The organism is Methylobacterium sp. E-012 (assembly GCF_057836545.1).
This window is the reverse complement of the sequence record NZ_JBYQEY010000001.1, coordinates 2978166-3004570: the sequence shown is the minus strand read 5'-3', so window position 1 is coordinate 3004570 and position 26405 is coordinate 2978166. Positions and strand designations below refer to the sequence as shown.

General features: G+C 67.1%; 34 protein-coding genes and 3 pseudogenes. 16 read left to right on the top strand and 21 right to left on the bottom strand.

The window, feature by feature from the left end; translation table 11 throughout:
* Positions 1-124: 124 nt before the first annotated feature.
* A complete protein-coding gene (gene rpsM / locus AC3IF1_RS14590) occupies positions 125-493 on the bottom strand; it encodes a 30S ribosomal protein S13 (protein WP_012319166.1) in 369 nt (122 codons plus the stop codon).
* Between the two features lie 249 nt (positions 494-742).
* Between rpsM and AC3IF1_RS14585 the strand changes: the two genes are divergently transcribed.
* Positions 743-1105: a hypothetical protein gene (locus AC3IF1_RS14585; protein WP_489218168.1), complete on the top strand. Its 363-nt coding sequence runs from the start codon at positions 743-745 to the stop codon at positions 1103-1105.
* Between the two features lie 10 nt (positions 1106-1115).
* Here AC3IF1_RS14585 and AC3IF1_RS14580 read toward each other — a convergent pair whose 3' ends face one another.
* From AC3IF1_RS14580 to AC3IF1_RS14515, 14 genes are all read right to left on the bottom strand, one after another.
* Entirely contained in the window at positions 1116-1346 is a 231-nt protein-coding gene (locus AC3IF1_RS14580; RefSeq protein WP_489218167.1) for a hypothetical protein, read from the bottom strand.
* 87 nt (positions 1347-1433) lie between these two features.
* Positions 1434-2036, bottom strand: a complete 603-nt coding sequence (locus AC3IF1_RS14575) for an adenylate kinase (RefSeq protein WP_243965074.1) — start codon at positions 2034-2036, stop codon at positions 1434-1436.
* 168 nt (positions 2037-2204) lie between these two features.
* Complete coding sequence (secY, locus tag AC3IF1_RS14570; RefSeq protein ID WP_489218166.1) at positions 2205-3551, bottom strand: preprotein translocase subunit SecY; 1347 nt, start codon at positions 3549-3551, stop codon at positions 2205-2207.
* A 153-nt stretch (positions 3552-3704) separates the two neighbouring features.
* Positions 3705-4208, bottom strand: coding sequence for a 50S ribosomal protein L15 (gene rplO / locus AC3IF1_RS14565; RefSeq protein ID WP_489218165.1), 504 nt, complete (start codon positions 4206-4208; stop codon positions 3705-3707).
* A gap of 10 nt (positions 4209-4218) precedes the next feature.
* A complete protein-coding gene (gene rpmD / locus AC3IF1_RS14560) occupies positions 4219-4410 on the bottom strand; it encodes a 50S ribosomal protein L30 (RefSeq protein ID WP_489218164.1) in 192 nt (63 codons plus the stop codon).
* Positions 4411-4421: 11 nt separating this feature from the next.
* Complete coding sequence (gene rpsE, locus AC3IF1_RS14555; protein ID WP_043355033.1) at positions 4422-5009, bottom strand: 30S ribosomal protein S5; 588 nt, start codon at positions 5007-5009, stop codon at positions 4422-4424.
* Positions 5010-5182: 173 nt separating this feature from the next.
* Complete coding sequence (gene rplR, locus AC3IF1_RS14550; protein WP_238293230.1) at positions 5183-5545, bottom strand: 50S ribosomal protein L18; 363 nt, start codon at positions 5543-5545, stop codon at positions 5183-5185.
* Positions 5546-5555: 10 nt separating this feature from the next.
* Positions 5556-6089 (bottom strand): 50S ribosomal protein L6, encoded by a 534-nt coding sequence (gene rplF, locus AC3IF1_RS14545; protein ID WP_243965079.1) that lies wholly within the window; start codon positions 6087-6089, stop codon positions 5556-5558.
* A gap of 22 nt (positions 6090-6111) precedes the next feature.
* Positions 6112-6507: a 30S ribosomal protein S8 gene (gene rpsH / locus AC3IF1_RS14540; RefSeq protein ID WP_243965080.1), complete on the bottom strand. Its 396-nt coding sequence runs from the start codon at positions 6505-6507 to the stop codon at positions 6112-6114.
* A gap of 10 nt (positions 6508-6517) precedes the next feature.
* On the bottom strand, positions 6518-6823 hold the full coding sequence (rpsN, locus tag AC3IF1_RS14535; protein ID WP_243965082.1) for a 30S ribosomal protein S14: 306 nt from the start codon (positions 6821-6823) through the stop codon (positions 6518-6520).
* 40 nt (positions 6824-6863) lie between these two features.
* Positions 6864-7430 carry a 50S ribosomal protein L5 gene (gene rplE, locus AC3IF1_RS14530; protein WP_243965083.1) on the bottom strand — a complete coding sequence of 189 codons (567 nt, stop codon included), beginning with the start codon at positions 7428-7430 and terminating at the stop codon, positions 6864-6866.
* Positions 7423-7737 carry a 50S ribosomal protein L24 gene (rplX, locus tag AC3IF1_RS14525; protein ID WP_243965084.1) on the bottom strand — a complete coding sequence of 105 codons (315 nt, stop codon included), beginning with the start codon at positions 7735-7737 and terminating at the stop codon, positions 7423-7425. Before rplX ends, rplE begins: the two co-directional genes overlap by 8 nt.
* Positions 7737-8105, bottom strand: coding sequence for a 50S ribosomal protein L14 (rplN, locus tag AC3IF1_RS14520; RefSeq protein ID WP_007557579.1), 369 nt, complete (start codon positions 8103-8105; stop codon positions 7737-7739). Before rplN ends, rplX begins: the two co-directional genes overlap by 1 nt.
* 487 nt (positions 8106-8592) lie before the next feature.
* Positions 8593-8970 carry a hypothetical protein gene (locus tag AC3IF1_RS14515; RefSeq protein ID WP_489218163.1) on the bottom strand — a complete coding sequence of 126 codons (378 nt, stop codon included), beginning with the start codon at positions 8968-8970 and terminating at the stop codon, positions 8593-8595.
* Between the two features lie 1104 nt (positions 8971-10074).
* On the opposite strand from AC3IF1_RS14515, the gene rpsL reads away from it, so the two are divergent.
* From rpsL to rpsQ, 15 genes are all read left to right on the top strand, one after another.
* Entirely contained in the window at positions 10075-10446 is a 372-nt protein-coding gene (gene rpsL, locus AC3IF1_RS14510) for a 30S ribosomal protein S12 (RefSeq protein ID WP_007557568.1), read from the top strand.
* Positions 10447-10580: 134 nt separating this feature from the next.
* Complete coding sequence (gene rpsG, locus AC3IF1_RS14505) at positions 10581-11051, top strand: 30S ribosomal protein S7 (protein ID WP_012319183.1); 471 nt, start codon at positions 10581-10583, stop codon at positions 11049-11051.
* A gap of 30 nt (positions 11052-11081) precedes the next feature.
* Positions 11082-13157 carry an elongation factor G gene (gene fusA, locus AC3IF1_RS14500; protein ID WP_489218162.1) on the top strand — a complete coding sequence of 692 codons (2076 nt, stop codon included), beginning with the start codon at positions 11082-11084 and terminating at the stop codon, positions 13155-13157.
* A gap of 58 nt (positions 13158-13215) precedes the next feature.
* Entirely contained in the window at positions 13216-14406 is a 1191-nt protein-coding gene (gene tuf / locus AC3IF1_RS14495) for an elongation factor Tu (RefSeq protein WP_489216691.1), read from the top strand.
* An 80-nt stretch (positions 14407-14486) separates the two neighbouring features.
* A complete protein-coding gene (gene rpsJ / locus AC3IF1_RS14490) occupies positions 14487-14795 on the top strand; it encodes a 30S ribosomal protein S10 (protein ID WP_043351245.1) in 309 nt (102 codons plus the stop codon).
* 50 nt (positions 14796-14845) lie between these two features.
* Complete coding sequence (rplC, locus tag AC3IF1_RS14485; protein ID WP_489218160.1) at positions 14846-15583, top strand: 50S ribosomal protein L3; 738 nt, start codon at positions 14846-14848, stop codon at positions 15581-15583.
* Entirely contained in the window at positions 15583-16203 is a 621-nt protein-coding gene (gene rplD, locus AC3IF1_RS14480) for a 50S ribosomal protein L4 (RefSeq protein ID WP_489218159.1), read from the top strand. The genes rplC and rplD overlap by 1 nt, the downstream gene beginning before the upstream one ends.
* Positions 16200-16496, top strand: a complete 297-nt coding sequence (locus AC3IF1_RS14475; RefSeq protein WP_243950844.1) for a 50S ribosomal protein L23 — start codon at positions 16200-16202, stop codon at positions 16494-16496. The genes rplD and AC3IF1_RS14475 overlap by 4 nt, the downstream gene beginning before the upstream one ends.
* Positions 16497-16521: 25 nt before the next feature.
* Positions 16522-17358: a 50S ribosomal protein L2 gene (gene rplB / locus AC3IF1_RS14470; protein WP_489218158.1), complete on the top strand. Its 837-nt coding sequence runs from the start codon at positions 16522-16524 to the stop codon at positions 17356-17358.
* Positions 17359-17363: 5 nt separating this feature from the next.
* Positions 17364-17642 carry a 30S ribosomal protein S19 gene (gene rpsS / locus AC3IF1_RS14465; RefSeq protein WP_012319190.1) on the top strand — a complete coding sequence of 93 codons (279 nt, stop codon included), beginning with the start codon at positions 17364-17366 and terminating at the stop codon, positions 17640-17642.
* Position 17643: 1 nt separating this feature from the next.
* Positions 17644-18030, top strand: coding sequence for a 50S ribosomal protein L22 (gene rplV, locus AC3IF1_RS14460; RefSeq protein WP_058194329.1), 387 nt, complete (start codon positions 17644-17646; stop codon positions 18028-18030).
* Between the two features lie 10 nt (positions 18031-18040).
* Positions 18041-18787: a 30S ribosomal protein S3 gene (gene rpsC / locus AC3IF1_RS14455; RefSeq protein WP_243967303.1), complete on the top strand. Its 747-nt coding sequence runs from the start codon at positions 18041-18043 to the stop codon at positions 18785-18787.
* Between the two features lie 11 nt (positions 18788-18798).
* Complete coding sequence (rplP, locus tag AC3IF1_RS14450; RefSeq protein WP_091719330.1) at positions 18799-19212, top strand: 50S ribosomal protein L16; 414 nt, start codon at positions 18799-18801, stop codon at positions 19210-19212.
* A gap of 12 nt (positions 19213-19224) precedes the next feature.
* Positions 19225-19440, top strand: a complete 216-nt coding sequence (gene rpmC / locus AC3IF1_RS14445) for a 50S ribosomal protein L29 (protein ID WP_243971952.1) — start codon at positions 19225-19227, stop codon at positions 19438-19440.
* A gap of 21 nt (positions 19441-19461) precedes the next feature.
* Positions 19462-19725, top strand: a complete 264-nt coding sequence (rpsQ, locus tag AC3IF1_RS14440; RefSeq protein ID WP_489218156.1) for a 30S ribosomal protein S17 — start codon at positions 19462-19464, stop codon at positions 19723-19725.
* Between the two features lie 284 nt (positions 19726-20009).
* Here rpsQ and recA read toward each other — a convergent pair whose 3' ends face one another.
* The 6 genes and pseudogenes from recA to AC3IF1_RS14410 all read right to left on the bottom strand — a co-directional run bounded on the left by recA (position 20010) and on the right by AC3IF1_RS14410 (position 26404).
* Positions 20010-21083, bottom strand: a complete 1074-nt coding sequence (gene recA / locus AC3IF1_RS14435; RefSeq protein WP_409564788.1) for a recombinase RecA — start codon at positions 21081-21083, stop codon at positions 20010-20012.
* A gap of 216 nt (positions 21084-21299) precedes the next feature.
* Positions 21300-24059 (bottom strand): cell cycle histidine kinase CckA, encoded by a 2760-nt coding sequence (gene cckA, locus AC3IF1_RS14430; RefSeq protein ID WP_489218155.1) that lies wholly within the window; start codon positions 24057-24059, stop codon positions 21300-21302.
* A gap of 279 nt (positions 24060-24338) precedes the next feature.
* Positions 24339-24611, bottom strand: a pseudogene (locus AC3IF1_RS14425) (integrase core domain-containing protein); the annotation flags it as partial.
* A 43-nt stretch (positions 24612-24654) separates the two neighbouring features.
* Positions 24655-24867 (bottom strand): annotated as a pseudogene (locus AC3IF1_RS14420) (recombinase family protein); the annotation flags it as partial.
* Positions 24867-24980 (bottom strand): annotated as a pseudogene (locus tag AC3IF1_RS14415) (IS481 family transposase); the annotation flags it as partial. The pseudogenes AC3IF1_RS14415 and AC3IF1_RS14420, both read right to left, overlap by 1 nt.
* Positions 24981-24991: 11 nt before the next feature.
* Positions 24992-26404 carry an efflux transporter outer membrane subunit gene (locus AC3IF1_RS14410; RefSeq protein ID WP_489218154.1) on the bottom strand — a complete coding sequence of 471 codons (1413 nt, stop codon included), beginning with the start codon at positions 26402-26404 and terminating at the stop codon, positions 24992-24994.
* Position 26405: the final 1 nt, after the last annotated feature.

Here is a 26405-nt window from a genome sequence, read left to right as displayed (position 1 = left end):
GGATTCTTCTTGGGACTTGGCTGCGGCGCCCGTGCAGGGCGGTCGAGCCTGTGCCGGGGCCGTTGCGGGACACCCAGCGCGACGGAAGAAGGCCGCGCGACGCACGACCTTCCAGGGGCAGGACTTACTTCTTCTTGCCGGCGATCGGCTTCGCCTTGCCCTTGCGGGTGCGGGCGTTGGTGTGCGTGCGCTGGCCGCGGACGGGCAGCTGCTTGCGGTGACGCAGGCCGCGATAGGCGCCGAGATCCATCAGGCGCTTGATGTTCATCGAGACTTCGCGGCGCAGGTCGCCTTCCACCAGGTAGTCCCGGTCGATCGTCTCGCGGATCTGGAGAACCTCGGCGTCGGTCAGCTGGTTGACCCGGCGCTCGGCGGGGATGTTCACCTTCTGGGTGATCTCCTCGGCCTTCTTGGCGCCGATGCCGTGAATGTACTGGAGCGCGATGACGACGCGCTTGTTGGTCGGGATATTGACGCCTGCGATACGAGCCACGATCACTCTCCATGTCGGGCCCGGGGATCCGGGCCGGTGCCGTGCGCGTCCGGTGGAGGCCGGCCCCTGCGCACGTGAAACGACGACGCGGCCCGCAGGCAGCCCTGGACAGGGCACCGCAGACCATCGTTCGGCTGGACGAAGGAGGGCCTGCTAGCGTGCGTGCGGGCCGATGTCAACGACTGAACCCCGAATCCTCGTGCCGCCATGCGTCGCGTGCGGGGCCGAAGCGGGGAAACGGGAGCAGGGATGACGATTGTGACCAGTGACGGCGCCACCCTGCGGGCCTTCGCGGAGGCCGTGCTGCGGGCTGCCACTGAAACCCTGGACGAGGTGGCGCCGGTCGTGATGGCGGTGATCGGCGGAATCCTCGCCGAGGCCGAGCCCGGCTCCATCGCGCTCCAGAGCCAGGACGGCGGCCCCGGCCTGCTTTGGGCGACCTTCGCGGGCCGCAGGATCGTATTCCGGTACAACGCCATGACGGCGATGATCGAGCTGCGCGCCGATACGACCGAGGGCTTCCCGCTGCGCCTGTTCGGCCGCCGGTCGCTCCAAATGGATATCGTAAACTTCTTCGGCGCGCTCCACCGCGAACGCCGGTCGGATCTCTGACGGCCGTGCGTCAGCGAAATCCCTGTTTCTGCAAGCGGCAATAGCCGCCCGTATCCCGGTAGCCGGCCGGGCAGCGGCGGACACAGGTCCCCGCGGCGTATTTGAGCGGCGGGCGGCAGGCGTGCTTGAACCGCTTCTGCCCGTAAACGAAGGATTGGGCCGGACTCTGCGCCGCGGCCGGCAAGATCGGGAACGCGACGGCGAACAGAAGGGCTGCAATGGCGACGATGCGCAGGGGCATGGGGGTGTCCGATCGCCGTTGCACCCGTCAAACCCGCAGAGGTGTGACGCGTTCGGAAGAAGGGTCCAACCGGCGATCGGCAGGCCCCTACGAAGCGACCGGTTCCTCGTGCGGCTCCAGGACCGCCATCAGGTCGGCCGTGACCTTGTCGATCGGCTGCATGCCGTCGATGGTCTCGAGCATGCCCGTCCCGGCATAGTAGGCCGAGAGCGGGGCCGTCTGCGCGCGGTAGGCCTCCAGGCGCTGCTTGAACACCTCGGGCGTGTCGTCCTTGCGGACGGCCTGGCCGCGGGCCTGAGTCTCGGCGGCCCGCCGCTCGATCCGGCCGACGAGCGCCGTCTCGTCCACCTTCAACTCGATCACCGCCGACAGGGTGAGGCCCTTGCCGTCGAGCATGGCCTCCAGGGCCTTCGCCTGTGCCACCGTGCGCGGGAAGCCGTCGAGGATGAAGCCACGCCGGGCGTCCGGCTCCTCGATCCGGTCGGCGACGATCCCGACCACGATCCGGTCGGAGACGAGGCCACCCGCTTCCATCACCGCCTTGGCCTCGAGCCCGACCGGGGTGCCGGCCGCGACGGCGGCGCGCAGCATGTCGCCGGTGGAGAGTTGCGGGATCCCGAAGCGCTGCACGATCCGCTCGGATTGCGTCCCCTTCCCCGCACCGGGCGGCCCGAGCAGAATGATGCGCATGGCGTTATCCTCGTCCGTCCCGACACGGTCGGGCACAAGCGGCGGTGGCGAAGCCTCCCTGGCATCGCCTGGGTCTGGGTTTTCTAGCCGGTCCGGGCCACGGAAGCATCCGGACCTTGGTGCCAGAGGCCGGCGCGTTCTTAATGCCGGGCCGCCTCTGTAGCAGGGTCAGCGCCGGCGTTGCGTGGTCGAGGCGCCACGCAGCTTGGCCTTCTTCACGAGGCCCTCGTACTGATGCGCCATCAGGTGCCCGTGGATCTGCGCCACCGTATCCATCGTCACCGAGACCACGATCAGCAGCGAGGTGCCGCCGAAGCCCAGGCTCGCCGAGGCGTAGGACGACAGGATCTCCGGGCACAGGCAGACAAGGGTCAGGTACAGGGCGCCGATCACGGTGATGCGGGTCAGCACCTTGTCGATGAAGGCCGCGGTGCGCTCGCCCGGGCGGATGCCCGGGATGAAGCCGCCATGCTTCTTCAGGTTGTCGGCCGTCTCCTGCGGATTGAACACCACCGCCGTGTAGAAGAACGTGAAGAAGATGATCAGCGCCGCGTAGAGCACCAGGAACAGCGGCGTGCCATGGCCGAGATAGGCCGTGACCGTGCCGAGCCAGCCGGCACTGCCGCCATTGGCCGAGAAGCTCGCGGCGGTGGCCGGCAGGAGCAGCAGCGACGAGGCGAAGATCGGCGGGATCACGCCCGAGGTGTTGAGCTTGAGCGGCAGGAACGAGGTCTGGCCCTCGTACATGCGGTTGCCGACCTGGCGCTTCGGGTAATTGATCAGGAGCCGGCGCTGGGCGCGCTCCATGAACACGATGAAGTAGACCAGCGCCACCGCGGCCACGGCCACGCCCAGGATGATCGCCGGCGACAGCGCGCCGGTGCGGCCGAGTTCGAGGGCGCCCGCGATCGCCACCGGCAGATGGGCGACGATGCCGGCGAAGATGATCAGCGACGAGCCGTTGCCGATGCCGCGCGAGGTGATCTGCTCACCGAGCCACATCAGGAACAGGGTGCCGCCGGTCAGCGTGATCACCGTCGAGGCCAGGAAGAACGGGCCGGGATCGATGGCCGCCGACGAGCTCTGCAGGCCGATGGCGATGCCCCAGGACTGCACCAGGGCCAGGACCACCGTCAGATAGCGGGTGTACTGGTTGATGACCTTGCGGCCGGATTCGCCCTCCTTCTTCAGTGCCTCCAGGCTCGGGATCACTGAGGTCAGGAGCTGCACGATGATCGAGGCCGAGATGTACGGCATGATGTTGAGGGCGAAGATCGCCATGCGCTCGACGGCGCCGCCCGAGAACATGTTGAACAGGCCGAGCACGCCGCCGGACTGCTGCTGGAAGTTCCGGGCGAACTGCTCCGGGTCGATGCCGGGGATCGGGATGTAGGTGCCCAGCCGGAACACCACGAGCGCGCCGAGGGTGAACCAGATGCGCTTCTTCAGCTCATCGGCCTTGGCGATCGCGCCGAAATTGAGATTGGCGGCAAGCTGCTCGGCGGCTGAGGCCATAAGCGTCGCGTCCTGGACATGTCGCCGGGCGATCGGGCCCGGATGAAATGAAAGCGGCGGCCCGCGTGGTCGCAGGGCCGCCGCTCGAAGGAGTGGCTTAAAGGGTGCGCGGAGCCCGCGCAACGGGTCCCGCGGCCGCCCCTTCGGCCGCCGTCAGGCCGTGGCCGCCTCGCTGCCGCCGCGGGTGGAGACACCCTGGGCGTGGACGACGCTGACCGAGCCGCCGACCTTCTCGACCGCCTCGACGGCGGACTTGGAGGCGCGGGTCACCTCGAAGCTGAGCTTCGCGGTGATCTCGCCGACGCCGAGCAGCTTCACGCCGTCACGGCGACGGGCGATGATGCCGGCGGCGACGAGGCTCTCCACCGTCACGGTGGCGGCCTTGTCGAGCTTGCCGGCGTCGACCGCCTCCTGGATCCGGCCGAGGTTCACCTCGTTCAGATCCTGGGCGTAGAGGTTGTTGAAGCCGCGCTTCGGCAGGCGCCGGTGGAGCGGCATCTGACCGCCCTCGAAGCCCTTGATGGACACGCCGGTCCGGGCCTTCTGACCCTTCACGCCGCGGCCCGCGGTCTTGCCCTTGCCGGAGCCGATGCCCCGGCCGACACGCATCCGGTCCTTGGTGGCGCCGGGATTGTCGCTGATCTCGTTGAGCTTCATCGGAACCTCCTCACGCCACGTCGCCGTGGACGCGCACGAGGTGCGCAACCTTGCGGATCATGCCGCGCACGGAGGGGGTATCCTCCAGCTGGGACACGCGGTGGAGCTTGTTGAGCTTGAGGCCGATCAGCGTCTGGCGCTGGCTGGCCTCGCGGCGGATCGGCGAGCCGATCTGTTCGATACGGACGGTCTTCTGTGCCATCGGACCCTCCCTTACGCGACCGCGGCTTCGGACTGGTCGGCCGGGTCGGCATCGCGGCGGCGCGACTGGAGCGTCGACACCTTGATGCCGCGGCGGGCCGCCACGGAGCGCGGGCTGTCCTCGTTCTTGAGCGCCTCGAAGGTGGCGCGCACAAGGTTGTAGGGGTTCGACGAACCCAGCGACTTGGCGACCACGTCCTGCATGCCCAGCGTCTCGAACACGGCGCGCATCGGACCGCCGGCGATGATGCCGGTGCCCTGCGGGGCCGCGCGGAGGATCACCTTGCCGGCGCCGTGACGTCCGTTGACGTCGTGGTGCAGGGTCCGGCCCTCGCGGAGCGAAACGCGGATGAGGCCGCGCTTGGCCGCCTCGGTGGCCTTGCGGATCGCCTCCGGCACCTCACGGGCCTTGCCGTGGCCGAAGCCGACGCGGCCCTTCTGGTCGCCAACGACGACGAGGGCCGCGAATCCGAAGCGACGGCCGCCCTTCACCACCTTGGCGACGCGGTTGATGTGGACCAGCTTGTCCACGAACTCGCTGTCGCGCTCCTCGCGATCGTCGCGGCGGCCGCGGCCCCCGCCTTCCCGTTCACGTGCCATCGTTTTCTACCTGTTCATCTCACTGGCGCAGGCCCGAAGACCCGCTCGCTCGATTTTCCCCTCCCCCGTGTGGGGAGGGGTAAGGGGTGGGGGTGGTGCAGACGGCACCGGAGTGCCTCGCCCGCACCACCCCGACCTCCGGCTCCTCCCCGCAAGGGGGGAAGAGAGGTTCCTCAGAACTCCAGGCCGCCTTCGCGGGCGGCCTCGGCGACGGCCGCGACGCGGCCGTGATAGATGTAGCCGGAGCGGTCGAAGATCACCTTCGTGACGCCCGCGGCCTTGGCGCGCTCGGCGACGAGTTTGCCCACCGCCTTGGCGGCGGCGACGTCGGCGCCGGTCTTGAGTTCGCCCTTGAGTGCCTTGTCGATCGACGAGGCGGCGGCCAGCGTCTTGCCGGCCGCGTCGTCGATGACCTGCACGTAGATCTGCTTCGACGAGCGGAACACCGAGAGCCGCGGACGGCCGTTGGCGGCCGCCCGCAGCGCGCGGCGGACGCGCGCCTTGCGGCGATCGAGGGCTTCGAGCTTGCGAGACATGATGCCCTCCTTACTTCTTCTTGCCTTCCTTGCGGAAGATGAACTCGCCCGCGTACTTCACGCCCTTGCCCTTGTAGGGCTCGGGTCCGCGGTAATCGCGGATCTCGGCGGCGACCTGACCGACCTGCTGGCGGTTGATCCCGGTGATCGTGATCTCGGTGGGCTTCGGGGTAACGATCGTGATCCCCGTGGGGATCGCGTATTCGATGTCGTGGCTGTAGCCGAGCGAAAGCTTGAGCGCCTTGCCGGCCATCGCCGCACGATAGCCGACGCCCGTGATCTCGAGCTTCTTCTCGAAGCCCTTCGACACGCCCTCGGCGATGTTGGCGATCTGCGCCCGCGACGTGCCCCACAGGGACCGCGCCGGCTTGGACTGGTTGACCGGCTCCACGGCGATGGCGCCGTCCTTCATCGCCACGCTCACCAGAGCGGGGACGACGAATTCCAGCTCGCCCTTGGAGCCCTTCATCTTGACGGTCTGGCCCGTGACGGTGGCGGTGACGCCGGCCGGCACGGGAACGGGCTTCTTGCCTACGCGAGACATGGGATAACCTCCTCCGTCCCGATCAGAACACGGTGCAGAGCACTTCACCGCCAACGTTGCGCTCGCGCGCCTCGTGGTCGGCCATGACGCCCTGCGGGGTGGAAACGATGGTGACGCCGAGGCCGTCGGCCACGTGCGGCAACTCGCCGACCGACGAGTAGACCCGGCGGCCGGGCTTCGACACGCGCTTGATCTCGCGGATCACCGGGCGGCCGTCGTAGTACTTGAGCTCGATGGCGAACTCGGTGCGGCCGTTGCCGAGGTCGGTGGCCGCGTAGTCGCGGATGTAACCTTCGGACCTCAGCACGTTGAGGACGCTGGCGCGCAGGCGCGAGCCGGGCGTCTGGACCACGTTGCGACGGCGCAGCTGGCCGTTGCGGATGCGGGTGAGCATGTCGCCCACGGGATCGTTGACCATGGGGACCTCCTTACCAGCTCGACTTGACCAGGCCGGGGATCAGCCCCCGGTTGCCAAGCTCGCGCAGCGCCACGCGCGAGATGCCCATCTTGCGGTAGAAGGCGCGCGGACGGCCGGTGATGCCGCAGCGATTGCGGATCCGGGTGGCCGACGAGTTGCGCGGCAGTTCCGCGAGCTTGAGGCGCGCCTCGAAGCGCTCCTCCATCTCGAGGCCATCGTTGTTGGCGATCTCGAGGAGCGCCTTCCGCTTGGCCGCGAAGCGCTTCACCAGCGCCTTGCGGGCCTCGTTCTTCTCGACTGAGCTTTTCTTCGACATGGGATCTATCTCCGGTGTCCGCGTCTGAGGCCCGAGGGCCTCACTGCCGGAACGGGAACTGGAAGGCGGCGAGCAGGGCCTTGGCTTCGGCATCGGTCTTGGCGGTGGTCGCCACGACGATGTCCATGCCCCAAGTCTGCTCGGCCTTATCGTAGGAGATCTCCGGGAACACGAGGTGCTCCTTGAGACCCAGCGCGTAGTTGCCGCGGCCGTCGAACGAGCGCGGATTCAGGCCCCGGAAGTCACGCACGCGCGGCAGCGCGATGGTGATCAGCCGATCCATGAACTCGTACATGCGCTGCTTGCGCAGCGTCACCTTGCAGCCGATCGGCATGCCCTCGCGGACCTTGAAGGTCGCGATGGCCTTCCGGGCCCGGGTGATCACCGGCTTCTGGCCGGCGATGAGCGAGAGGTCGCCCGCCGCAACGGTGGCCTTCTTCGAATCCGCGGTGGATTCACCGACGCCCATGTTGATCACGATCTTCGTGATCTGCGGCACTTCCATCGGGTTCTTGTAGCCGAACTCCTCGATGAGCTTCTGGCGAACCACCTCATCGTAATGCTTGCGCATACGCGGGGTGTAGGCGTTCTTGTCGGCCTCAGCCATCGATCTGATCCCCCGTGGTCTTGGCGAACCGGACCTTGCGCCCGTCTTCGAGGATGCGGAAACCCACGCGGGTCGGCTTGCCGTTGGCATCCGCGACCGCGATGTTCGAGAGCTGGATGGCGGCCTCCTTGGAGATGATGCCGCCTTCCTGGTTCTGGGTCTGCTTCTGGTGCTTCTTGACCAGGTTGACGCCGCGCACGAAGGCCCGGCCTTCCTTCGGCAGAACCTGGATCACCTCGCCCGAGCGGCCGGTATCGCGGCCGGTGAGCACGACGACCGTGTCGCCCTTCTTGATCTTCGCGGCCATCACAGCACCTCCGGGGCCAGGGAGATGATCTTCATGTGGTTTCGCGCGCGCAGCTCGCGCGGCACCGGTCCGAAGATGCGGGTGCCGATCGGCTCCTTCTGATTGTTGATCAGAACGGCGGCGTTCTTGTCGAAGCGGATCACCGATCCGTCGACGCGCTTCACGGCCTTGGCCGTCCGAACGACGACCGCCTTCATGACATCGCCCTTCTTGACGCGACCGCGCGGGATCGCCTCCTTCACGGAGACGACGATGACATCGCCGACGCCGGCATATTTGCGCTTCGACCCGCCGAGAACCTTGATGCACATCACACGGCGTGCACCCGAGTTGTCGGCGACGTCCAGATTCGTCTGCATCTGGATCACGTGCGGGACTCCTTGTTTCAGGCGGGTTTCCGCACACGGGCGGTATTGCCCGGCGGACGACGCCTGATGGGGATGTTAAATCCCCGGCTCATGTGTTCGACCGCGCTGGCGGTGTCGTGAGACACCGGCGCGGTCACCGCGTTCGCAGGGTGCGAGCACCCATCGGAAATGTCGCGAAGGCCGGGCGCATACTACGCTCAGCCGGCGATGGCAAGCGTGACGGACCGTAATCCGAAGGGCGCGGGCGCGGCGGTGACGCGGTTTTACGGTCGGCGGACTGCGGCCCCGGCCCGACCGGCTACGGGCAATACGCCTACGGAGTCGGCGTTCGATCGTCGGGAAAAGATCGCCGCCGGGAACGGGGCTGGCCCGTTACGCGGGACGCGCCTGGCGGGACAGATATGACCGGCGCGCATCGTGGCGCGTCGAGCCTTCCTGCGGGGGGCCTCGACGAGTCGGGATCGCCGAAGCCCGATAACGGGGGCGATCAGGCAGGCTGGCCGGCCGGCTCGAACAGGAAGCCTTCCAGGCTCGGAATGGTCACCGCCGTGCCGCAGGCGGGTTTCGACAGGCGCCAGGGATGCTCGGAGCGGGCGCGGATCGCCTCGGAGGGACGCAGCCGCCGGACGGTCCCATCCGCCCGCAGCTCCTCGATCGCCAGGAAGCCGTAGACCTGGAGGCGCGAGGCCGTGAGCTTGGTCGCGCGGTCGTCGGCCGCCAGGACCATGCTGCCGGTGGCATAGACCGCGTCCAGCAGCGACCGCTGCTCGCTGCGGCGGCGATCCCGCGCGTCCCGCTCACTGGGGGCCTGGGCGGGGATGGGCCGCCGGAACGGAACGACGTTGCTGACGGCGACGCAACCCATACGCAGAATCCTTGACGCGAACCCGGAGCACCCTTCCGGCCGCCCGACGATCGCGACATTTCGACGGATCGCTTTAATCTTCCGTAGACCGTGACGGCGCGCCCCTGCCCCGATCCGGCACGGTACCGGCGCGACACGCCGTTGCGACCCGGATCCTGCGGCTCCGAACGCGGCACCGCGTGGGGAGATACAACGCGGCGGAGATGGGACAGTCGAAGGCGCCGAGAGAATCGCCGCTCCCCGCCGATCCGACTCACATCACACCGGCCCTCGTGTGCGTAAGCAGTTCTAAAGTCGACGAGAGGTTTTGCATTGAAGATCGTCCGCCTCTCTCGTTCGACCGTCAGATCCCGCGAGCCGAAAGGAGGCCTTTCAACGATACGTGGTGCTGTTCCGGCATTGCCGAATGTGGATCGAGCCGACGCGATCTCCGGAATGAACGTCAGCGTTGTGTCACCGCACCCGGTAAGCGCCAGGGCGTCGCCGAACAGGCTGACGACTCAGATCCGATCCACCCTGCTCAGAACCGCTGGAGTTGCCGGGGCGCGGGCCTCCGGAGGTCCGAAAGGCCGATCTTCGCCAGAACCGGAAAGACCGTGCCGGAGACCGGCCGCTCGACGTGATCCGCCAATGTGCCGGGGCGTACCCCTCCCATCACGCCGTGCTCGCCGGCATCCCACCGCGGATCGAATCGCCCGAGATTGACGACCCCGGTGGTCGCGGCGGATTATTCGAAATCGGGCACGTTCGTCAGGCGCGTCACCGCGCCTTGACCGATCTTTAACCTCCTGCGCGGCGCAGATTTCTGCCCTCGGTGCATTGACCTGCCGGGCAACCGCGTCTAGAAGCGCGTCCACTTCGGACGGCCGTCGGCTGCCGACGGTCCCTCGGGTTTGCCCTCGGAAACCGTCGCCATCGCCCGCGCACCGAGGGATCAAATCGCCTGACGCTGTAAGTCAGATCCGTAGGTACGAGCGCGTCCGTTTCGGGCGTGCTCCTCTACCCACACCGCGCCGAGGGTCCATGACAGGGCCTCCGGCGCATATTCGTTTTGCGGATTGCCCTGGGCAATCCGGCCAAGGTGACCGAGGAAGAGGGCACAGGATGCCGACGATCAACCAGCTGATCGCCCAGCCGCGGAAGATCCAGCGGAGCCGCAACAAGGTTCCGGCGCTCGACGCTTGCCCGCAGAAGCGCGGCGTCTGCACCCGGGTCTACACGACGACCCCGAAGAAGCCGAACTCGGCCCTTCGTAAGGTCGCCAAGGTCCGCTTGACCAACGGCTTCGAGGTGATTGGCTACATCCCGGGCGAGGGCCACAACCTTCAGGAGCACTCCGTGGTGATGATCCGCGGCGGCCGCGTGAAGGATCTTCCGGGCGTGCGCTACCACATCCTGCGCGGCGTGCTCGACACGCAGGGCGTGAAGAACCGCAAGCAGCGCCGCTCCAAGTACGGCGCCAAGCGGCCGAAGTAAGACCGGCGACCGGAGTTTATCCGGTCGTTTCCAAGCGTTTCCACGGCCTCGTAAGGATGTCGCCGGCTTTCTCCGGAAAGCCAAGGCGGCCTGCGCGGGGTGCTTAAGTCAGACTCGTTTGAGAGTTGTAAGAGATGTCCCGTCGCCACTCTGCCGAGAAGCGTGAGATCATCCCGGACCCGAAGTACGGGGACGTGGTGCTGACGAAGTTCATGAATTCGATCATGTACGAGGGCAAGAAGTCGACCGCCGAGCGGATCGTCTACGGTGCCTTCGACATCGTCGAGAACCGCGCCCGCGCCAACCCGATCGAGGTGTTCCGCGCCGCCCTCGACAACGTCGCCCCGATGATCGAGGTCCGCTCCCGCCGCGTCGGCGGCGCGACCTACCAGGTCCCGGTCGAGGTCCGCACCGAGCGCCGCCAGGCCCTGGCGATCCGCTGGCTGATCCAGGCCGCCCGGTCGCGCAACGACCGCACCATGGTCGAGCGGCTCTCCGCCGAGCTGCTCGACGCCGCCAACAACCGCGGCAACGCCGTCAAGAAGCGGGAAGACACGCACCGGATGGCGGAAGCCAACCGCGCCTTCTCGCACTACCGCTGGTAAGCGGTTCCGCCGTCTCTCAGGAGCAATCCGATGCCCCGCACGCACGCGATCGAGGACTACCGCAACTTCGGCATCATGGCCCACATCGATGCCGGCAAGACCACGACCACGGAGCGGATCCTCTACTACACCGGAAAGTCCCATAAGATCGGCGAGGTCCATGAGGGCGCCGCCACGATGGACTGGATGGAGCAGGAGCAGGAGCGTGGCATCACGATCACGTCCGCCGCGACGACGTGCTTCTGGCGCGACAAGCGCTTGAACATCATCGACACCCCCGGCCACGTCGACTTCACCATCGAGGTGGAGCGTTCGCTCCGCGTGCTCGACGGCGCCGTGTGTGTGCTTGACGGCAACCAGGGCGTCGAGCCCCAGACCGAGACCGTGTGGCGCCAGGCCGACAAGTACGACGTGCCGCGCGTCGTGTTCGTCAACAAGATGGACAAGATCGGCGCCGACTTCTTCAAGTGCGTGGCCGACATCATCGACCGCGTCGCCGGCAAGCCGGTGTGCCTGCAGCTGCCGATCGGTTCCGAGTCGAACTTCCAGGGCGTGATCGACCTCATCAAGATGAAGGCGATCGTCTGGTCGGGCGAGGCGCTGGGCGCCAACTTCGACGAGATCGAGATCCCGGCCGACCTGAAGGATCAGGCCGTCGAGTATCGGACCAAGTTGGTCGAGGCCTGTGTCGAGCTCGACGACGAGGCCATGGGCGCCTACCTCGACGGCACCGAGCCGGACGAGGCCAGCATGCGCAAGCTCGTGCGCAAGGCCGTGCAGCTGCGCGCCTTCCATCCGGTGCTGTGCGGCTCGGCCTTCAAGAACAAGGGCGTGCAGCCGCTCCTCGACGCCGTCGTGGATTACCTGCCCTCCCCGGCCGACCGCGGCGAGATCAAGGGCATCGACTTCAAGACCGAGGAAGAGACCGTCCGTCACCCGACGGATTCGGATCCCTTCTCCATGCTCGCCTTCAAGATCATGGACGATCCCCACGTCGGCACGATCACCTTCTGCCGCGTGTATTCGGGCAAGGTCGATTCGGGCGCTAACGTGCTCAACTCCTCGCGCGACAAGAAGGAGCGCGTCGGCCGCATGCTCCTGATGCACGCCAACAACCGTGAGGACATCAAGGAGGCCTTCGCCGGCGACATCGTCGCCCTGGCCGGTCTCAAGGATACCCGCACGGGCGACACCCTCTGCGATCCGCAGAAGGCTGTGATCCTCGAGAAGATGGAGTTCCCCGAGCCCGTCATCGAGATCGCCGTCGAGCCGAAGTCTAAGGCCGACCAGGAGAAGCTCGGCATCGCGCTGGCGAAGCTCGCCGCCGAGGATCCGTCGTTCCGCGTCTCCACCGACCAGGAATCGGGCCAGACCATCCTCAAGGGGATGGGCGAGCTCCACCTGGACATCAAGGTCGACATCCTGCGCCGCACCTACAAGGTCGACGCGAATATCGGCCAGCCGCAGGTGGCCTATCGCGAGAAGCTGACCCGTCGTCAGGAGATCGACTACACGCACAAGAAGCAGACCGGCGGTACCGGCCAGTTCGCTCGCGTGAAGTTCGTGGTCGAGCCGAACGAGCCGGGCGCCGGCTTCGCCTTCGAGTCGAAGATCGTCGGCGGCGCAGTGCCGAAGGAGTACATCCCCGGCGTCGAGAAGGGCCTGAACTCGGTCCTGGGCGCGGGCGTGCTCGCCGGCTTCCCGGTGGTCGACGTGAAGGTCGAGCTGATCGACGGTGCCTACCACGACGTCGACTCCTCGGCGCTGGCCTTCGAGATCGCCTCCCGGGCCGCCTTCCGCGAGGCCCTGCAGAAGGGCGGCTCGGTGCTGCTTGAGCCGGTGATGAAGGTCGAGGTCGTCTCGCCGGAGGAATACACCGGTTCGGTCATCGGCGATCTGAACTCCCGCCGCGGCCAGATCCAGGGCCAGGACATGCGCGGCAACGCCAACGTCATCAACGCGATGGTGCCGCTGGCCAACATGTTCGGCTACGTGAACCAGCTGCGCTCCTTCTCCCAGGGCCGCGCCAACTTCACGATGCAGTTCGACCACTACGAAGAGGTGCCGCGCGGCGAGGCCGACAAGGTCATCGCCAAGTACGCCTAAGGTTTTACGCCTAGACATCTCTTCATCCGCAACACGAATTCGAATTTAGGAGGCTCTGATGGGCAAGGAAAAGTTCGCTCGCACCAAGCCGCACTGCAACATCGGCACGATCGGGCACGTGGATCACGGCAAGACGTCTTTGACGGCGGCGATCACGAAGGTCCTGGCCGAGACGGGCGGGGCGACGTTCACGGCCTACGACCAGATCGACAAGGCGCCGGAGGAGAAGGCGCGCGGGATCACGATCTCGACGGCGCACGTGGAGTACGAGACGGCCAACCGGCACTACGCCCACGTCGATTGCCCCGGCCACGCCGACTACGTGAAGAACATGATCACCGGGGCGGCGCAGATGGACGGCGCGATCCTGGTGGTGTCGGCGGCCGACGGCCCGATGCCGCAGACCCGCGAGCACATCCTGCTGGCCCGCCAGGTCGGCGTCCCGGCGCTGGTGGTGTTCCTCAACAAGGTCGACATGGTCGACGACGAGGAGCTGCTGGAGCTGGTCGAGCTCGAGGTGCGCGAGCTCCTGTCGAAGTACGACTTCCCGGGCGACGACATCCCGATCACCAAGGGCTCGGCGCTGATGGCGCTGGAGGACAAGGAGCCCAAGATCGGCAAGGAGGCGGTGCTGGCGCTGATGGCCACCGTCGACAGCTACATCCCGCAGCCGGAGCGGCCGATCGACCTGCCGTTCCTGATGCCGATCGAGGACGTGTTCTCGATCTCGGGGCGCGGCACGGTGGTGACGGGCCGGGTCGAGCGCGGGATCGTGAAGGTCGGCGAGACGGTGGAGATCGTCGGCATCCGCGACACGCAGACCACGACGGTGACCGGCGTGGAGATGTTCCGCAAGCTGCTCGACCAGGGCCAGGCGGGCGACAACGTCGGCGTGCTGCTGCGCGGCACGAAGCGCGAGGACGTGGAGCGCGGCCAGGTCGTGTGCAAGCCGGGTTCGGTGAAGCCGCACGCCAAGTTCAAGGCCGAGGCCTACATCCTGACCAAGGAAGAGGGCGGGCGGCACACGCCGTTCTTCACGAACTACCGGCCGCAATTCTACTTCCGCACGACGGACGTGACCGGGATCGTGACCCTGCCGGAGGGCACCGAGATGGTGATGCCGGGCGACAACGTGACCATGGACGTGGTGCTGATCGTGCCGGTGGCCATGGAGGAGAAGCTGCGCTTCGCCATTCGCGAGGGCGGCCGCACCGTCGGTGCCGGCGTCGTCGCCGCCATCAACGATTGATAGCAGAGAAGCATCCTTAGCAGGGCGCGGCGGGGGCTTGCCTCCGCACTCCCCGCCGTCCCTCTCAAGGTTCCAGGAACATGAACGGTCAGAACATCCGCATCCGCCTGAAGGCGTTCGATCACCGCATCCTCGATGCGTCGACCAAGGAGATCGTCTCCACGGCCCGGCGTACCGGCGCGACCATCCGGGGCCCGATCCCGCTTCCGACGCATATCGAGAAGTTCACCGTCAACCGCTCGCCGCACATCGACAAGAAGTCGCGCGAGCAGTTCGAAATGCGCACGCACAAGCGTGTGCTCGATATCGTCGATCCGACGCCGCAGACCGTGGACGCGCTGATGAAGCTCGACCTCGCCGCCGGCGTGGACGTGGAGATCAAGCTCTGAGTCCCGCCGGGACTTAGAGCTTACCGTTTCATCGCGCGAGGGAGAGACCTATGCGCTCAGGCGTCATCGCACAGAAGGTCGGGATGACCCGCGTCTTTACGGACGCGGGGGAACATGTCCCCGTCACCGTGCTCAAGATCGATCAATGCCAGGTGGTTGCCCACCGCACCGTCGAGAAGAACGGCTACGTCGCGCTGCAGGTCGGCGTCGGCAAGGCCAAGGTTAAGAATGTCTCGGCTGCCGAGCGGGGCCGCTTCGCGGTCGCCAAGGTCGAGCCGAAGAAGAAGCTCGCCGAGTTCCGCGTGTCCGAGGACGCGCTGATTCCGGTTGGTGCGGAGATCACCGCGGACCACTTCATCCCCGGCCAGTTCGTGGATGTCACCGGCACCACCACCGGTAAGGGCTTCGCGGGCGGTATCAAGCGCTGGAACTTCGGCGGCTTGCGCGCCACCCACGGCGTGTCGATCTCGCACCGGTCGATCGGTTCGACCGGCGGCCGTCAGGATCCGGGCAAGACCTTCAAGAACAAGAAGATGCCGGGTCACCTCGGTGTCGAGCGGGTCACGACCCAGAATCTGCGCGTGGTGCGCACCGATCCCGAGCGCGGCCTGATCCTGGTCGAGGGCGCGGTGCCGGGCGTCGCCGGCGGCTGGATCCAGATCCGCGACGCGGTGAAGCGCAAGCTCCCCGCCGACGTGCCGCTGCCGGGCAAGTTCCGTGAGAACGGCGCTGCCCCCGAGTCCGCCCAGACTGCCCCCGAGGCCCCTGCGGCTGAGGAGACCGCCTGATGAAGCTCGATATCACCACCCTCGACGGCGCCGGCGCCGGTTCGGTCGAGCTGAACGAGGACATCTTCGGCCTTGAGCCGCGAGCTGACCTCCTTCAGCGCATGGTCCGCTGGCAGCTGGCCAAGCGCCGGGCCGGCACCCATGCCGTGAAGAACCGCTCGGCTGTGAACCGGACCCGCAAGAAGCTGTACAAGCAGAAGGGCACCGGCAACGCCCGCCACGGCGCGGCCTCGGCGCCGCAGTTCCGCGGCGGTGGCCGGGCCTTCGGTCCGGTCGTTCGCGACCACAGCCACGACCTGCCCAAGAAGGTCCGGGCGCTGGCTCTGCGTCACGCCCTCTCGGCCAAGGCCAAGGCCTCGACCCTGATCGTCGTCGACGACATCAAGATCGAGGATCACAAGACCAAGGGTCTCGTCGAGCGCTTCGGCAAGATGGGCCTCTCCAACGCGCTGATCATCGGTGGTGCCGAGGTCGACGTGAATTTCGGCCGGGCCGCCCGCGCCATCCCGCAGATCGACGTGCTGCCTGTGCAGGGTATCAACGTCTACGACATCCTGCGCCGCGACACGCTCGTCCTGACCAAGGCCGCCGTCGACGCGCTGGAGGAGCGTTTCAAATGAGTGCCGATCCGCGCCACTACGACATCATCGTCTCCCCGGTCATCACCGAGAAGGCGACGAACCTGACCGAGCAGAACAAGGTTGTCTTCCGGGTCGCCCCCAAGGCGACCAAGCCTCAGATCAAGGAGGCCGTGGAGAAGTTGTTCGACGTGAAGGTCACGGCCGTGAACACCCTTGTCACCAAGGGAAAGAAGAAGATTTTCCGCGGACTCCGCGGACAGCGCTCCGACGTGAAGAAGGCGATCGTGACCCTGGCCGAGGGCCACACGATCGACGTCACGACCGGGCTCTGAGGACGGGTTTTAGGGATCCAAGCCGATGGCCTTGAAGACATTCAAACCGGTCACGCCGAGCCTGCGCCAGCTCGTGCTCGTCGACCGCCGTGAGCTCTACAAGGGCAAGCCGGTGAAGGCGCTGACGGAGGGCAAGTCGTCCTCCGGCGGCCGGAACAACCTGGGCCGGATCACCGTCCGCTTCCGCGGCGGTGGCCACAAGCGCGTGCTGCGCAACGTCGACTTCAAGCGTCGCGAGCAGCTCGGTGTCGCCGCGACCGTGGAGCGGATCGAGTACGATCCGAACCGCACGGCGTTCATCGCGCTGATCAACTTCCCCGACGGGAAGCAGAGCTACATCCTGGCCCCGCAGCGGCTGCAGCCGGGCGACAAGGTCGTGGCCGGCGAGGGTGTCGACATCAAGCCGGGCAATGCCGGTCCGGTCGGCTCGATGCCGGTGGGCACCATCGTCCACAACATCGAGCTGAAGATCGGCAAGGGCGGCGCGATCGCCCGCTCGGCCGGCAACTACGCGCAGATCGTGGGCCGCGACCAGGGCTACGTGACGCTCCGCCTGAATTCCGGCGAGCAGCGCCTGGTCCACGGTCAGTGCTTCGCCAGCGTGGGCGCGGTCTCGAACCCGGACCACATGAACATCTCGCTCGGCAAGGCCGGGCGCAACCGGTGGCTCGGCAAGCGCCCGCATAACCGCGGCGTGGCCATGAACCCGGTGGATCACCCGCACGGCGGCGGCGAGGGTCGCACATCGGGCGGCCGCAACCCGGTCACGCCCTGGGGCGTGCCCACCAAGGGGAAGAAGACCCGGTCCAACAAGCGGACCGACGTGTTCATCCTGTCCAGCCGCCACAACCGCAAGAAGTAATCGCTATGGCACGCTCTCTCTGGAAGGGGCCGTTCGTCGACGGCTACCTCTTCAAGAAGGCCGAGGCGGCGCGGGGCTCCTCGCGCTCCGAGGTCATCAAGATCTGGAGCCGCCGCTCCACGATCCTCCCGCAGTTCGTCGGGCTCACCTTCGGTGTGCACAACGGGCAGAAGCACATCCCGGTCTACGTCACCGAGGAAATGGTCGGGCACAAGTTCGGCGAGTTCTCGCCGACCCGCACCTTCCCGGGCCACGCGGCCGACAAGAAGGCGAAGAGGCGCTGAGATGGGCAAGCAAGCCACCCCCCGCGCGCTCCCCGAGAACGAGGCCAAGGCGGTCGCGCGCATGCTGCGCGTCAGCCCGCAGAAGCTCAACCTCGTGGCGCAGATGATCCGCGGCAAGAAGGTCGACACCGCGTTGGCCGACCTGCAGTTCTCGCGCAAGCGGATCTCCACCGAGGTCAAGAAGTGCCTAGAGAGCGCCATCGCGAACGCCGAGAACAACCACGACCTGGACGTGGACGACCTCGTCGTCTCCCAGGCCTTCGTGGGCAAGGCGCTGGTTCTCAAGCGCTTTCACGCCCGCGCCCGCGGCCGCGGCGCGCGTATCCTGAAGCCCTTCTCGAACCTCACCATCGTGGTTCGCGAAGTCCGCCAGGCCGAAGCGGCCTGAGGAGGATCTGATGGGCCAGAAAGTCAATCCGATCGGTCTCCGGCTCGGTATCAACCGGACCTGGGATTCCCGCTGGTTCGCCACCAAGGGCGACTACGCGAAGCTCATGCACGAGGACGTCGCGATCCGCGCCGCCCTCATGAAGCAGCTCAAGCAGGCGGCGGTCTCCAAGATCGTCATCGAGCGACCGCACCGGAAGTGCCGCGTCACCATCCACTCGGGCCGTCCGGGCGTGGTCATCGGCAAGAAGGGCGCGGACATCGAGAAGCTGCGCAAGCTCGTCGGCACCATGACCAAGGCGGACGTGACCATCAACATCGTCGAGGTGCGCAAGCCCGAGATCGACGCCACCCTGGTGGCCGACTCGATCGCCCAGCAGCTCGAGCGCCGCGTCGCCTTCCGACGGGCCATGAAGCGCGCCGTCCAGTCGGCGATGCGTCTGGGCGCCGAGGGCATCCGGATCAACTGCTCGGGCCGTCTCGGCGGCGCCGAGATCGCCCGCCAGGAATGGTACCGCGAGGGCCGCGTCCCGCTGCACACCCTGCGTGCGGACGTGGATTACGGGACCGCCACGGCGTTCACGACCTACGGGACCTGCGGCATCAAGGTGTGGGTGTTCAAGGGCGAGATCCTCGAGCACGACCCGATGGCCCAGGACAAGAAGGCCCAGGAAGAGGGCGGCCGCTCCGGCGGGCGCCGTGAGCGCGATGGCGAGGGCGGCCGCGAGCGCGGACGCCGCGAGCGCGAGCACGCGTAAGGTAGGAAGCCATGCTGCAACCGAAAAAGACCCGCTTCCGCAAGCAGTTCAAGGGCCGCATCCACGGTGCGGCCAAGGGCGGCTTCGAGCTGAACTTCGGCCAGTTCGGCCTGAAGGCGGTGGAGCCCGAGCGCGTCACCGCCCGCCAGATCGAGGCGGCCCGCCGCGCGATCACCCGCGAGATGAAGCGCCAGGGCCGCGTCTGGATCCGGGTGTTCCCGGATGTGCCGGTCTCCTCGAAGCCGACCGAGGTCCGCATGGGCTCCGGCAAGGGCGCCCCGGACTATTGGGCCGCCCGGGTGCATCCCGGCCGGATCATGTTCGAGGTCGACGGCGTCGCCGAGGCCATCGCCAAGGAGGCGCTCCGCCTTGGTGCCGCGAAGCTCCCGATCCGCACGCGGGTCGTCCAACGCATCGCCGACTGAACGGAGGCTATCGTGAAGTCGACCCAGAGAGTGTCTGATCTTAAGGCGTTGTCGCCGGATCAGCTGAACGACGAGTTGCTGAACCTCAAGAAGGAGCAGTTCAACCTGCGCTTCCAGGGGGCCACCGGCCAGCTCGAGAACGTCGCCCGCGTCCGTGAGGTCCGCCGCGACATCGCCCGCGTCCGCACCCTGCAGCGTTCGAAGACGCTGCAGGCGGCCAAGAGCTGACGAAGGGCTTAGGAGAACATCATGCCGAAGCGCGTCCTGCAGGGCACCGTCGTCAGCGACAAGGGCGAGAAGACCATCGTGGTGAAGGTGGAGCGCCGCTTCACGCACCCGGTGATGAAGAAGACCGTGCGCCGCTCGAAGAACTACCACGCCCATGACGAGGCGAATGTCGCCAAGGTCGGGCAGACGGTGTTCATCGAGGAGTGCCGTCCGTTCTCGAAGACCAAGACCTGGAAGCTGGTCGAGGGCGAGGCTGCCCCTGCTGAGGCCGGCGAAGCCGCCTGATCCGGACGGGGTCGGGTCGCGGGTGGCCCGATGCATTCTGGGCCCGCGAAGGCTCTCGGGAAGCGATCGGTGGAAGCCTCGCGGCGACGCGGGGCTTTCGCGTTTGCGCCGTCGGTGACGGTCCGGATGTCGCGCGCTCCGTCATCGCGAGCGCAGCACGGTGACCGGCGCGCGCGCGGACCGGGACGCGTCTGACGCAAACGGCCCCGGAGAGGCTCCGGGGCCGGCCTAGCGTTCGCGTTGTTAACTCTGCCGCGATCCTCTCGGACTGGCGGCGGCGCGGCTTAAGCCTCGCCCTCGTCGAGCTCGTCCGGCGTCGGCGCCGCGTTCTCGAGGATCTTCTCGGCGACGAGTCCCGAGTTCTGCCGGATCGAGGTCTCGATCTCAGCGGCGATCTTTGGGTTGTCGCGCAGGAAGCCCTTCGAGTTTTCGCGCCCCTGGCCGAGGCGCTGGCTGTTGTACGAGAACCAGGCCCCGGACTTCTCGACGATCCCGGCCTTCACACCGAGGTCGATGAGCTCGCCGACCTTTGACACGCCCTCTCCGAACATGATGTCGAACTCAACCTGCTTGAACGGCGGGGCGACCTTGTTCTTCACCACCTTGACGCGGACTTGGTTGCCGATCGCCTCGTCGCGGTCCTTCAGGGTCGAGATGCGGCGAATGTCGAGGCGCACCGAGGCGTAGAACTTCAGGGCGTTGCCGCCCGTGGTGGTCTCCGGGCTGCCGTACATCACGCCGATCTTCATCCGGATCTGGTTGATGAAGATCACCATGCAGTTCGAGCGGGAGATCGAACCGGTCAGCTTGCGCAGGGCCTGGCTCATCAGGCGGGCCTGGAGGCCGGGCTGGCTCTCGCCCATCTCGCCCTCGATCTCGGCCCGCGGGGTCAGCGCGGCCACCGAATCGACCACCAGCACGTCGATGGCGCCGGAGCGCACCAGCGTGTCGGTGATCTCGAGGGCTTGCTCGCCGGTGTCTGGCTGGGAGATCAGCAGGTCGTCGAGATTGACGCCGAGCTTGCGGGCATAGACCGGGTCGAGGGCGTGCTCCGCGTCGATGAAGGCGCAGACGCCGCCCTTCTTCTGGGCTTCCGCGATGGTGTGGAGCGCCAGGGTCGTCTTGCCGGACGATTCGGGTCCGTAGATCTCGACCACCCGTCCGCGGGGAAGGCCGCCGACGCCGAGCGCGATGTCGAGCCCCAGCGAGCCGGTGGAGATCGTCTCGACCTCCTGCACCTTGTCGTTCTTACCGAGCCGCATGATCGAGCCCTTGCCGAAGGCGCGCTCGATCTGGGACAGGGCGGCGTCGATCGCCTTGGACTTGTCCTTGTCCTTATCCTTGTCCACGGGGGGCATGTCGGCCACTTTCAATGCGGGCTGGGCCATCTGGCGGGCTCCTTATGAAGGGGTTGGGCGCCATTCACAACGCGCGGCAACACCGCGTCTTTGTGCCCGTTTTGTTCTATTTTTGCAAGGGCGCAACGGGGGAGATGGCGCCGCGATGCCGGCGATGCGCCGGTTCTCCACTGCGGCGAACCGCGCCGGGCCGTCCCCGGCCCGGCGCCCTCCCTTTCAATCGGCCATGGTCTTCTTCACGGTCTCGACGAGCTGCTTCAGGCTGAACGGCTTGGGCAGGAAGTTGAAGGTCTCGCCCTCCGGCAGGTTCTTGCGGAAGGCGTCCTCGGCATAGCCGGAGACGAAGATCACCTTCAGGTCGGGCTGGTGCTTGCGCACCTCCCGCAGGAGTGTCGGGCCGTCCATCTCGGGCATGACCACGTCGGAGACCACTAGGTCGATCGGCTGGGCGCCCTCGCGGACGATCGCCAGGGCTTCCAGGCCCGAGGCCGCCTCCAGCACCGTGTAGCCGCGGGCCGAGAGGGCCCGGCTGTTGACCGCCCGCACCGGATCCTCGTCCTCCACGAGCAGGATGATCCCCTGCCCCGTATGGTCGGCGGCGGGCTTGCGCGGCGCGGGCTTGTCGGGCTTGCCGGACGGGTCGCCGGCGGGCGCGCCGGCGTCGCCGCGCCCGCCCTGCTCCGGCGCCGTGAACGGTCCGGTCCGCGGCAGGGCCGCGGCCGGCGGCGGCACCTCCTCCGGCTCGGCCACGGGGACGTGGCGCGGCAGGTAGATGCGGAAGGCCGTGCCCGCCCCCATCGTCGATTGCACGTCGATGGTGCCGCCGGATTGCTTGACGATGCCGAACACCGTCGAGAGCCCCAGCCCCGTACCCTTGCCGATCTCCTTGGTGGTGAAGAACGGCTCGAAGATCTTCTCCATCAGCTCGGGGGGAATGCCCTGGCCGGTGTCGCGGACCTCGATCAGCACGTGGTCGCCCGTCGGTGCCCCGCCGCGCCCCTCGACCGCCGAGGCCGGCCCCGGATCGGTGACGTTCTCGGTGCGGATCACCAGCTTGCCGCCCTCCGGCATCGCATCCCGGGCGTTGACCGCGAGATTCACGATCACCTGCTCGAACTGGTTGACGTCGGCCTTCACGGGCCAGACCTCGCGGCCGTGCTTCAACTCTAGGGCGACCCGCTCGCCGAGCAGGCGCTTGAGCAGCAGGGTCAGTTCCGAGAGCGCCTCCCCGACATTCATCACCTCCGGCCGCAAGGTCTGGCGGCGGGAGAACGCCAGGAGCTGGCGGACGAGGCCCGCCGCCCGGTTGGCGTTCTGCTTGATCTGCATGATGTCCTGGAAGGCCGGATCGGTCGGCCGGTGGCTCGCCAGCAGCAGGTCCGAATAGCCGATGATCGCCTGCAGCACGTTGTTGAAGTCGTGGGCGATGCCGCCCGCGAGCTGGCCCACGGCGTTCATCTTCTGGGCCTGGGCGACCTGCTGCTCCAGCTGGCGCTGGGCCGTGGTGTCGAGGGCGTACAGGATCACCCGCTCGGCCTCGTCGGTCTTCTGCCCCGGGTCGCCGCCGTCGGCCGGGCTGAGCCAGACCCGCGCCGAGCGGCCGCCCGGACCGTTGAGCTGGACCTCGATCGGCTCGGGGTCGGTCCGGCCGCTCGCCGCGCGGGCGAGCCCGGCCTCCAGGGCGGTGCGATCGGTCACCGAGTCGGCGACGTTGGGCTCGGCCCGGGCCGTGCCGTCCCCGTCGAGCGCGCCGTCCTCGGCCTGGCGCGGGACCGTGCCGAACAGCCGGGTGAACGAGGCGTTGGCCCGGGCGATCCGCCCGGTCCGGTCGAGGGTCGCGATGGCGATCGGCGAATTGTTGAGGAACCGGGCGAGGCGCACCTCGGCGGCGCGCTGCGGCTCGTCGGTCTCGGCCCCGGCGGAGCGGTTGATCACGAAGGTCCGGGAGGATCCGGGCTTGCCGTCCTTGCCGAAGGCGATCCGGTGGTAGAGCCGCACCGGCAGGGTGTGGCCGTTGCGGCGGCGCAGGTCGAGGTCGAAGCGGTCGGTGCGGACCTCCCCGGGCAGGCCGGCGGCGCGCACGAGGACATCCGCCTCCGGGGCGATCTCGGTGAGGTGGGGGCCGCCGTGGCCGACGCTCGCCAGATCGTAGCCGAGCCAGGCCGCCAGGGTGGCGTTCATGTAGACGATGGCGCCGGCCGGATCGATCGACAGGAAGCCCGCCGGGGCGTGGTCCAGGTAGTCGATCGCGTGCTGGAGTTCCTGGAAGACGTTCTCCTGCCGCTCGCGCTCGGCGGTGATGTCGGCCACCGTCCAGAGCGAGGCGGCCCGGCGCGGGCGCGCGAGCGGCCGGACCGAGACCCGGTACCATCCGAAGCTGCGCTCGCCGGCGACCGGGCCCAGCGGCGGCGACATCCGGACCTCCTCGGTGTGGGCCCTAGCGTCGCGCGAGGCCTGCGACAGGCGGTAGACCGCCTCCGAGACCTCCGGCGGCCCGACCAGGATGCGCTCCATGGGCACGAGGTTCGAGAAGGTGTCGCCGCCGGCGATCCGCAGATAGGCCTCGTTGGCGTAGATCAGCCGGCCGCCATCCTCGACGACCAGCGCCCCGTCGGGCGAGGCGTCGACGATGCCCTTGGTGATGTCGTCCCGGGCGGCGCTGCCGCTGAGCTGGAGCGCCCCGATCGCCAGGGCGAACAGGAAGAACACCCCCGCCATCGCCAGCAGGGCCAGCAACCAGACGATCAGCGACTGCGCCTGCTCGTTCGCCACGAACGACAGGCCGATGGCGGCCCCGACCAGCAGGCCCGCCAGCACCAGCAGCAGACCGACCCGGCCCGGCTGTTCCGAGCGGTCGATGGATCCGGTCGCCTGCGGCGCAGCCGCCGGCGAACCCGGACCCTGCGTGCCGGGGACCGGCAGCCCGGGATTCTGCGGGCCCGCGGCGGGCGCCGGAGGTCCAGTGACGTCGGCCATCGGCTTCATTCCAGAACGAGTCCCCCGTTAGGCCCGCCGGCCCTATCAGGGCAAGGGCGGCGCGGCACTACGCGCGTCGCGCCAAGTTTCAGTTCAGCCTCGCGAAAAAAGGTGGACGAAGCGTGGCTTTCCGTACCCCGCGTCCGCGGCCGTGATCGTCGCGCGCCTGGACCGGAGGCTAGCGCATCAGGCCGGACACCGGAACCGGCACGATGCGCTAGATTATTGATCGGCATCGTCTTTTTCCGGAAGCCGGCAGCCACCTCCCGGGGTGATGCCCTAGGTGTATGGTCCCGGGATGAGGTGTGACGGGTCGATCCTGAAGCGATTAGGCTCTTTCGTCCAGGCGTTCAGGATGAACTCGGTGGGTGTCTGGCCCCGCAGGGTCTTGAGCCTGCGGGCGTGATTGCAGGGATCGACGAACAGGTGCGGATGCGTTCGAAGCTGGTCGTGGCTGTCGTAGTGGTGGCGCTGGACCGTCGCATCCTTGATCGTGCGGTTCATTCGCTCGACCTGTCCGTTGGTCCAAGGATGGTTCAGCTTGGTCGGCCGATCCCGCGCGGCATGGTGGTCAACCGTATCACCGCACCGCGGGATCAAACACCTTGAGCTTCCTCGGCCGGCCGCCCTTGCGCCCACGGGCGAGCGCTGCCTTCAGGCCCTCCATGGTGCGCTCGCGGTTGAGGTCGAGGAAGTACTCGGCCATGGCCCCGTGCATCTGCAGGGCGAAGCGGCCGTGGGCGGTGGTGCTGTCGAACTGCTCGGTGAGCGAGCGGAAGTGGACGTCCTTCACCCGCAGCCCGTCGATATGAACTCGGTAGGTGTATGGCCGCGTAGGGTCTTGAGCCTATTGGCATGGTTATAGATATTGACAATTAAAGACATTTTATTTCTAAGACAATCATTATTATCATAATAATGATAAAGTATAATTAATTCCACCCGCCGCCCAGTGATTTATAAAGCGTAACGATATTTTGAGCTGCAGCGAGACGATCGCTGATCAGCGTCAGTCGCGCGCTGAACAGGGAACTTTGGGCGACGAGAACGTTGAGATATGTATCGGCTCCCGACTGGAAGCGTGCTTTTGAAAGGTCGGTGTAGCGCGATGAGGATTCAACCAAGCGTTCCTGCGCATTCACCTGTGCCACATAGTTGGAACGTGCAATTAGAGCGTCCGATACGTCGTGGAAGGCCGATTGAATGGCTTTGTCGTAGTTCGCCTGCTCAATCCGTTTCTGCGTCTCGGCGATATCGAGATTAGCAAGGTTGGTCCCAGCGTCGAAGATCGGAACCGTCACGTTGGGCTCGAATGACCATGAGCCCTGGCCGGGCCGAAAAAGTCGCTTTAACCCGCTGCTAGCCGTCCCGCCGCTTGCCGTCAGCGTGACCTGGGGGAAGAACGCGGCCCGGGCAGCACCGATATCGGCATTGGCGCCAATCAAGGTGTGCTCGGCCGCGCGGATATCTGGCCTGCGGGTCAGTAGATCGGCGGGCAGGCCGGGCCGCAGAATTGGAAACCGCGCGCCGGCATCAAGCCCGTGCGCGTGCGACATTCGTCCCACGAGGGCCTCCGGGAGAGAACATCCAACCAGCAAGACAATCTGGTCCAGATCCTGCCCGACTTGGCGGGTATATTGCGCGACGCTCGATTGCGCAGTGCGCAGAGTGATATCCGCCTGGGCCAATTCGAGGTCGGTCGATGCCCCGGTTGTGGCCTTCGCGCGGGTCAGACGCACCGACTCGGTTTGAGCCCGCACGGTGGATTCGGCGACGCTCAATGCTTCACGGTCGGCAAGCCAGGTGAGATAAGCGGAGGCGATCTGCGCGCTCAAAGACAGCTCGGTGCTCCGGCGTGTCTCTACATCCGCGAGGAAGGTCTGGCGCGACTGTTCGGCCTGACTGCGGATACGCCCGAAGAAATCGAGTTCCCAGGAGGCGGCGCTGGCACCGAAGCTGTATTCCCGTATGCGCTGGGGACTGGTGGAGCCGTAGATATCCCCCGGCGTTGTCGACTGCAAGTAGGATGTCTTTGCGTCGATACTTGGAAAAAGGCTTGCGCGACTTACGGCGTAGGACGCCAACGCCGATTGCACGTTGAGAGCTGCGACCCTCAAATCCCGGTTGTTGGCAATGCCGAGGGCAATCAAGTCCTGCGTGGTGGGATCGCGAAAGAAGTCGCGCCAATCGAGAGGCGTGCCCGGCTCCGAGACCACCTCGACCGTCTTTGCCAGCCGTCCTGGATAGTTTGCCGCGACCGGCAGGAGCGGGGACTGATAGTCTGGGACCAAGCTACATCCGGCCAGGGCTAGAGCAAGGCAACTGAGGGGGACGAGGGCGCGCATG